We start from the raw sequence: 6,339 nt of genomic DNA on the forward strand, positions 1-6,339 counted from the left end.
CCGGACGTCGCTGCCCGCCGAGATCTGCCCGGCGATGGCAAGCGCATCGGCGCGAGCGGCCTTTCCGCGAACGATCATGCCGGCCCGGCCCGGAGCGGCACGGATCGCCGCGGCGACCTTGCGTACCGCGTCCATATCGACGGCCGGCGCTGGCACCAGCCTCACCTTGCCGGGCAAAACCGCCTCGACTTCGCCCCAGGCGGCATCCGCCGGCAGGATCAGGGTCGCGACGCCGGGTGGTGTCAGCGAGGCGCGAAAGGCCGCTTCAGCTGCCGGCACGACATCGGCCGGACCCTTGACGCGGCCGACCCAGTTGGACATCGGCGCCGCAAGGCTCTCGATATCGCTGGTGAGTGGGGCATCGAGCGGCAGATGGTAAGAGGCGTGGTCGCCGACGATGTTGATCATCGGGCTGAAGGCACGCCGGGCATTGTGCATGTTGGCCAGCCCATTGGCCAGGCCGGGACCGGTATGCAGCAGCGTCGCGGCCGGCCGATCGGCCATCCGCGCATAGCCATCGGCGGCACCCGTCACGACGCCTTCGAACAGCCCGAGCACGCAACGCATTTTCGGCTTGCGGTCAAGCGCTGCAACGAAGTGCATTTCGGAGGTGCCGGGATTGGCGAAGCAGACCGTCACATCATTGGCCAGAAGCACGTCACACAGGACATCGGCGCCGTTCATGCAATTCCCTCCCGCTCAAGATCGCAGAGCAGTTGCACCCGCGAGCACCTGCAGCAATGTCTTGCCGCTACTTTTGATCTAATCCAGTGCCGTAAAGATCAGCCAACCGTCGATTTCAGGAATGCCAGCGCGGCCGCGGTCAGCGCGTCGCCGTCCTCGCCGAAATCGCGATTGATCGACATATGCGTATAGGCGCTGCCGTCGAACAGCGTAACCTTGGTGCCCGTCGAGCGCAGGCGCTCGGCAAAGGCCTTGGAGTCCTCGCTCCGGCCCGATGCCCGCGAATAGGCGATGAAAGTCGGCGGGTGCTTGCGGCCGTCGACATAGCTGGCCGGCGAAAGTGCCGCCCATTGCGCGGGATCGGAAAAGACGCGGGCATAGGCCCGGACCATACCGCCATTTTTGGCAAGTGCTGCAAGATCATAGGCCCTGGTGTCGTCGAGGATGAGCGCGGCTATGCCCGGCAATCCGCCGCGCATGCCGGTCAGCGCAACCAGATGGCAGCCGGCCGAATGGCCCATGCCGACGATGCGGTTGGGATCGCCGCCATGCCGGGCGATGTTGGCCCTGATGTAGGCATAGGCCTTTTCGACGTCACCAGCCTGGGTGGCGACATTGGCCTGCGGCAGCATGCGGTAATCAATGGAGACGAAGCAGAAGCCGTTGGCGAGCAGGAAGGCCGGTTTGGCGTCCACCTGACTGCGTTTGCCAAACTGCCAGGTGCCGCCATGAACGAAAAACACGACCGGCAGGCCGATTGCACCATCGGGCGCGTAGATGTCGAGCTTGGCCGGCCCGTAGTCGAAGGTTTCTGGCGTGGGCCGGCGTGTTTTCCACGCGGCCGACGCTTCCAACGGCAGCATCGCCGCCATGGAGGCCATGATCAGGCTTCGTCGATCGATCATCATTGTCTCCTGGCAAAGCAAGACTGCACGCGGCCGCCCCAGCCGTCCAGTCAGGGGTTCGCAACACACCCGCTACCCGCGCTGAATACGGCTCCGCAACGAGCGCTTTGGTCTCGCGGAGTAGCCTCAATCCTTAAGATCGCGGCCACCTCTTCACATGAAGGGAACAAACGGTGCCCCCCGGCAGTTGAATGCGTGGTGAGCCGAATGGAAGCCACAGCGGCTCCGAGGGCAAAAGCATCATGCGAGAGAACCAGTCTGACGTCTTCGATCTCTTTTCGGAAATTTACACCAACGCGGCGCAGGAAGAGATCAGCATCCAGCAATATCTCCTTGCCTGCCGCGAGGACAAGTCGATGTATGCCTCGGCGCCTGAACGGATGGTCGAGGCGATCGGCGAGCCGAACCTGGTCGACACCAGCAAGGATGAGCGGCTCGGCCGTATTTTCTCCAACCGGACCCTGAAAGTGTACCCCTCCTTCGCCGATTTCTACGGCATGGAGGATACAATCGAGCGCATCGCCGGCTATTTTCGCTATGCGTCCCAGGGGCTCGAGGAGCGCAAGCAAATCCTCTATTTGCTCGGCCCGGTGGGCGGCGGCAAATCCTCCCTTGCCGAGCGGCTGAAGAAGTTGATGGAACAGCGCCCGATCTACACGCTGAAGGTCGGCAACCAGGTCAGCCCGGTTTTCGAATCGCCGCTTGGCCTTTTCCATCCCGATCGCATGGGCGACCTGCTGGAGGATAAATACGGCATTGCCCGGCGCCGCTTGAATGGGCTCATTTCGCCATGGGCGGCCAAGCGCCTCGACGAACTTTCCGGCGACATTTCCAAGTTCAGCGTCGTCAAGCTGATGCCGTCGCGACTGCGCCAGATCGGCATCGCCAAGACCGAGCCCGGCGACGAGAACAATCAGGACGTCTCGGCCCTGGTCGGCAAGGTGGACATCCGGCAATTGGAAAACTTCAGCCAGTCCGATCCGGACGCCTATTCCTATAGCGGTGGACTGAACCGGACCACCCAGGGCCTGCTTGAATTCGTCGAAATGTTCAAGGCGCCTATCAAGGTCCTGCATCCGCTGCTGACGGCTACCCAGGAAGGCAGCTACAACGGCACCGAAAATTTCGGCGCCTTTCCCTACCAGGGGATCATCGTGGCCCATTCCAACGAGTCGGAATGGCTGCAGTTCAAGAACAACAAGAACAATGAGGCTTTTCTCGATCGCATCCTCGTCGTCAAGGTGCCGTATTGCCTGCGGATAACCGAAGAGCGGCAGATCTACGAGAAACTGTTGCGGGAGAGCGAATTGGCCGCCAGTCCCTGCGCTCCAGAGGTGCTGGACATCCTCAGCCGGTTTACCGTCTCGACCCGCTTGGCCGAGCACGACAATTCGCCGCTCTACACCAAGATGCGCGCCTATGATGGCGAGAACCTCAAGGAAGTCGACCCCAAGGCAAAGTCGGTTCAGGAATATCGGGACGCCGCCGGCGTCGATGAGGGCATGGCAGGCGTCAGCACGCGCTTTGCCTTCAAGATCCTGTCGCAGACCTTCAACTACGACACCGAAGAGGTGGCCGCCGACCCCGTGCATCTCATGTACATCCTGGAGGAGGCAATCAAGCGCGAACAGTTTCCGAAGGAGACGGAAGCCGCCTATCTGGAGTTCATCAAGTCCGAGCTGGCCGCGCGGTATGCCGAATTCATCGGCCATGAGATCCAGAAAGCCTATCTGGAATCCTACAGCGAGTACGGCCAGAACCTTTTCGACCGCTACATCGCCTATGCCGACGCTTGGATCGAAGACCAGGACTACAAGGATCCCGACACAGGCCAGATCCTCAACCGCGAGGTTTTGGACAACGAGCTTTCACAGGTCGAAAAACCGGCCGGCATCGCCAATCCCAAGGACTTCCGCAATGAGGTGGTGAAATTCACCCTGCGCGCCCGTGCAAGAAACCATGGCCGCAACCCGGCGTGGACAAGTTACGAAAAGCTGCGGGAAGTCATCGAAAAACGCATGTTCGGCCAGGTCGAGGACCTCCTGCCGGTGATCAGTTTCGGCTCCAAGCAGGACAGTGTCACGGAAAAGCGGCACAATGAATTCGTGCAGCGGATGGTCGAGCGCGGCTACACCGAGCGGCAGGTGCGTCGCCTTGTGGACTGGTACATGCGGGTGAACAGGGCGGGTTAGAGAACCCGGATGGTTCCATGCCGATCTTCATCGACCGCCGCCTGAACCCGAAAGACAAAAGCCTCGGCAATCGCCAGCGCTTCCTGCGACGCGCGCGCGAGGAATTGAAACGCAGCATACGCGATCAGATCCGCACCGGCAGGATCACCGACGCGGATTCCGAGCATGCCGTGCGCATGCCCGAAAGAGGCACAAGCGAGCCGAGCTTCAACAACGCCCGCGACAGCGGCAGGCGCCAGCACATCTTGCCGGGCAACAGGCATTTCTCCGCTGGAGACCTGATCCCCAAGCCCGGCGGGGGCGGCGGGGGAGCATCGTCGCCGGGAAACAAGGCATCTGAAGACGACTTTCGTTTCGTGCTGTCGCGCGAGGAAGTGCTCGATCTTTTCTTCGAGGATCTCGAGCTCCCGGACATGGTCAAGCTCAACCTCAAGGAGATCCTTGCCTTCAAGCCGCGCAGAGCCGGCTTCGCCGCCACAGGTTCGCCGACCAACATCAATGTTGGCCGCACGATGCGCAACAGCCACGGCCGCCGCATTGCGCTGAGGCGCCCCAAGCAGGTCGAACTGGATGCGATCCTCGAGGAAATCGCCTCGCTCGAGTCGACGCCATCCAGCGCCGACGCGCGCCAGCGTATTGCGGCATTGCGCGAAGAACTCGACCGGCTGGAACGCCGCCGCCGCCGGATTGCCTATGTCGATCCGGTCGACATCCGCTTCAACCGCTTCGATTCCCGGCCGGTGCCGAACGCCAATGCCGTCATGTTCTGTCTTATGGACGTGTCCGGGTCCATGGGCGAGCGCGAGAAGGATCTGGCCAAGCGCTTCTTCGTCTTGCTGCACCTGTTCTTGAAACGGCGCTACGACCGCATCGAGATTGTCTTCATCCGCCACACGCACCTGGCTCAGGAGGTCGACGAGGAAACATTTTTCTACAACACCCAAAGCGGCGGCACCGTCGTTTCCACCGCGCTGGAGGAAATGCACCGTATTATCACCAGCCGCTACCCGGCCCATGACTGGAACATCTATGCCGCCCAGGCCTCGGACGGCGACAATTTCGCCGGCGATTCGGAGCGATGCATTTCGCTGCTCAATGGCGAGCTCATGCGGCTGTGCCAGTATTTTGCGTATGTCGAGATCATCGACGAGCGTGAAGCTCATATTTTCGGCTCGACAGAAAACGGGACATCGCTGTGGCGTGCCTACAACTCCATCGACCAGAAATGGCCGAACTTCCAGATGAGCCGCATCGCCACACCCGCCGATATCTATCCGGTTTTTCGCCAGCTCTTCGGCAGGCAACCGGCCGCCCTCAAGAGGGCATGAGGTTCCCGATGGCCAGACAAGCGAGCAAATCCAGCCTGCTTTTTTCAGGGTCCGACTGGGATTTCAAAACATTGTCGCGGGCCTATGACGCTATCGAGGCACTTGCGGTCGAAGAGCTTCATCTGGACACCTATCCCGTTCAGATGGAGATCATCTCGTCGCAGCAGATGCTCGACGCCTATTCGTCCATCGGCATGCCATTGATGTACCGTCACTGGTCTTTCGGCAAACATTTCCTCCACCAGGATTTGCTCTATCGCAAGGGCGGGCGGGGGCTTGCCTATGAACTGGTCATCAATTCCAATCCCTGCATCGTCTATCTGATGGAGGAAAACACCATGGCCCTGCAGGCCCTGGTGACGGCCCACGCAGCGCTCGGGCACAATCATTTCTTCAAGAACAATCAGCTGTTCAAACAGTGGACGGATGCGGGTGCGATCCTCAGCTACCTGGACTTCGCCAAGGGCTACATAGTCCGTTGCGAGGAGCGGCACGGCCTCGCCGCCGTCGAGGCTGTTCTCGATTCCGCCCACGCGCTGATGGATCAGGGCGTGTTTCGCTATCACCGGCCGCCGAGGTTGTCGTCGGAACGGCAACGCGAAGGAATTCGCGAGCGTCTCGAATACGAGGAGCGCTCCTACAACGACTTGTGGCGTACGCTGCCGGCCTCGCAGCAAGCGGCCAACGACAAGGGCCAGGACCCAGAGTGGAAGAAATCGCTCAATCTGCCCGAGGAAAACCTGCTCTATTTCCTGGAAAAGAACAGCCCAGTCCTGGAACCCTGGCAGCGCGAGATCATCAGGATCGTTCGTGTCATCGCGCAATATTTTTACCCGCAACGGCAGACACAGGTGATGAACGAAGGTTGTGCCACTTTCGTGCACTATACGCTGATGAACATGCTGTTCGACCGCGGCCAGATCAGCGAAGGCGCCATGCTCGAAATCCTGCGCAATCATTCCAACGTGGTCTTCCAGCCGGCCTTCGACGATCCGCGTTTTTCAGGCATCAACCCCTATGCTCTCGGCCTCGACATGATGCAGGACATTCAGCGCATCTCGACCGAACCCACGGCCGAGGACCGCGATTGGTTCCCCGACATGGCCGGCCAGGGCAACTGGCGCGAGGTCCTGCTGGACGCCTGGGCCGAGCATCGCGACGAATCCTTCATCCGCCAGTACCTCAGCCCGGCCTTGATCCGGAAATGGCGGTTTTTTGTGCTCGGCGACG

General features: G+C 60.8%; 5 protein-coding genes. 3 read left to right on the plus strand and 2 right to left on the minus strand.

Features of this window, described 5'->3' with window-relative positions; genetic code table 11:
• Both EN925_RS18160 and EN925_RS18165 read right to left on the minus strand, forming a co-directional pair.
• Positions 1 to 684 (minus strand): thiamine pyrophosphate-binding protein (locus tag EN925_RS18160; protein ID WP_245487236.1); only part of this gene is annotated, 684 nt, incomplete at its 3' end.
• A gap of 98 nt (positions 685 to 782) precedes the next feature.
• Positions 783 to 1,589, minus strand: a complete 807-nt coding sequence (locus tag EN925_RS18165) for an alpha/beta hydrolase (RefSeq protein ID WP_013529363.1) — start codon at positions 1,587 to 1,589, stop codon at positions 783 to 785.
• Between the two features lie 242 nt (positions 1,590 to 1,831).
• On the opposite strand from EN925_RS18165, the gene EN925_RS18170 reads away from it, so the two are divergent.
• The 3 genes from EN925_RS18170 to EN925_RS18180 form a co-directional block, all read left to right on the plus strand.
• Positions 1,832 to 3,781: a PrkA family serine protein kinase gene (locus EN925_RS18170; protein ID WP_013529362.1), complete on the plus strand. Its 1,950-nt coding sequence runs from the start codon at positions 1,832 to 1,834 to the stop codon at positions 3,779 to 3,781.
• Positions 3,782 to 3,798: 17 nt separating this feature from the next.
• Positions 3,799 to 5,109, plus strand: coding sequence for a YeaH/YhbH family protein (locus EN925_RS18175; protein ID WP_013529361.1), 1,311 nt, complete (start codon positions 3,799 to 3,801; stop codon positions 5,107 to 5,109).
• A gap of 8 nt (positions 5,110 to 5,117) precedes the next feature.
• On the plus strand, positions 5,118 to 6,339 hold a 1,222-nt coding region (locus EN925_RS18180), incomplete at its 3' end, for a SpoVR family protein (protein WP_128336774.1).

It is taken from the genome of Mesorhizobium sp. M7A.F.Ca.US.006.04.2.1 (assembly GCF_004022915.1).
Taxonomy (GTDB): domain Bacteria; phylum Pseudomonadota; class Alphaproteobacteria; order Rhizobiales; family Rhizobiaceae; genus Mesorhizobium; species Mesorhizobium ciceri.

Bases quoted from the DNA above. Each gene is read 5' to 3' on its own strand.
- EN925_RS18175 (WP_013529361.1), top strand. From the start codon at position 3,799: ATGCCGATCTTCATCGACCGCCGCCTGAACCCGAAAGACAAAAGCCTC.
- EN925_RS18170 (WP_013529362.1), top strand. From the start codon at position 1,832: ATGCGAGAGAACCAGTCTGACGTCTTCGATCTCTTTTCGGAAATTTAC.
- EN925_RS18165 (WP_013529363.1), bottom strand. From the start codon at position 1,589: ATGATCGATCGACGAAGCCTGATCATGGCCTCCATGGCGGCGATGCTG.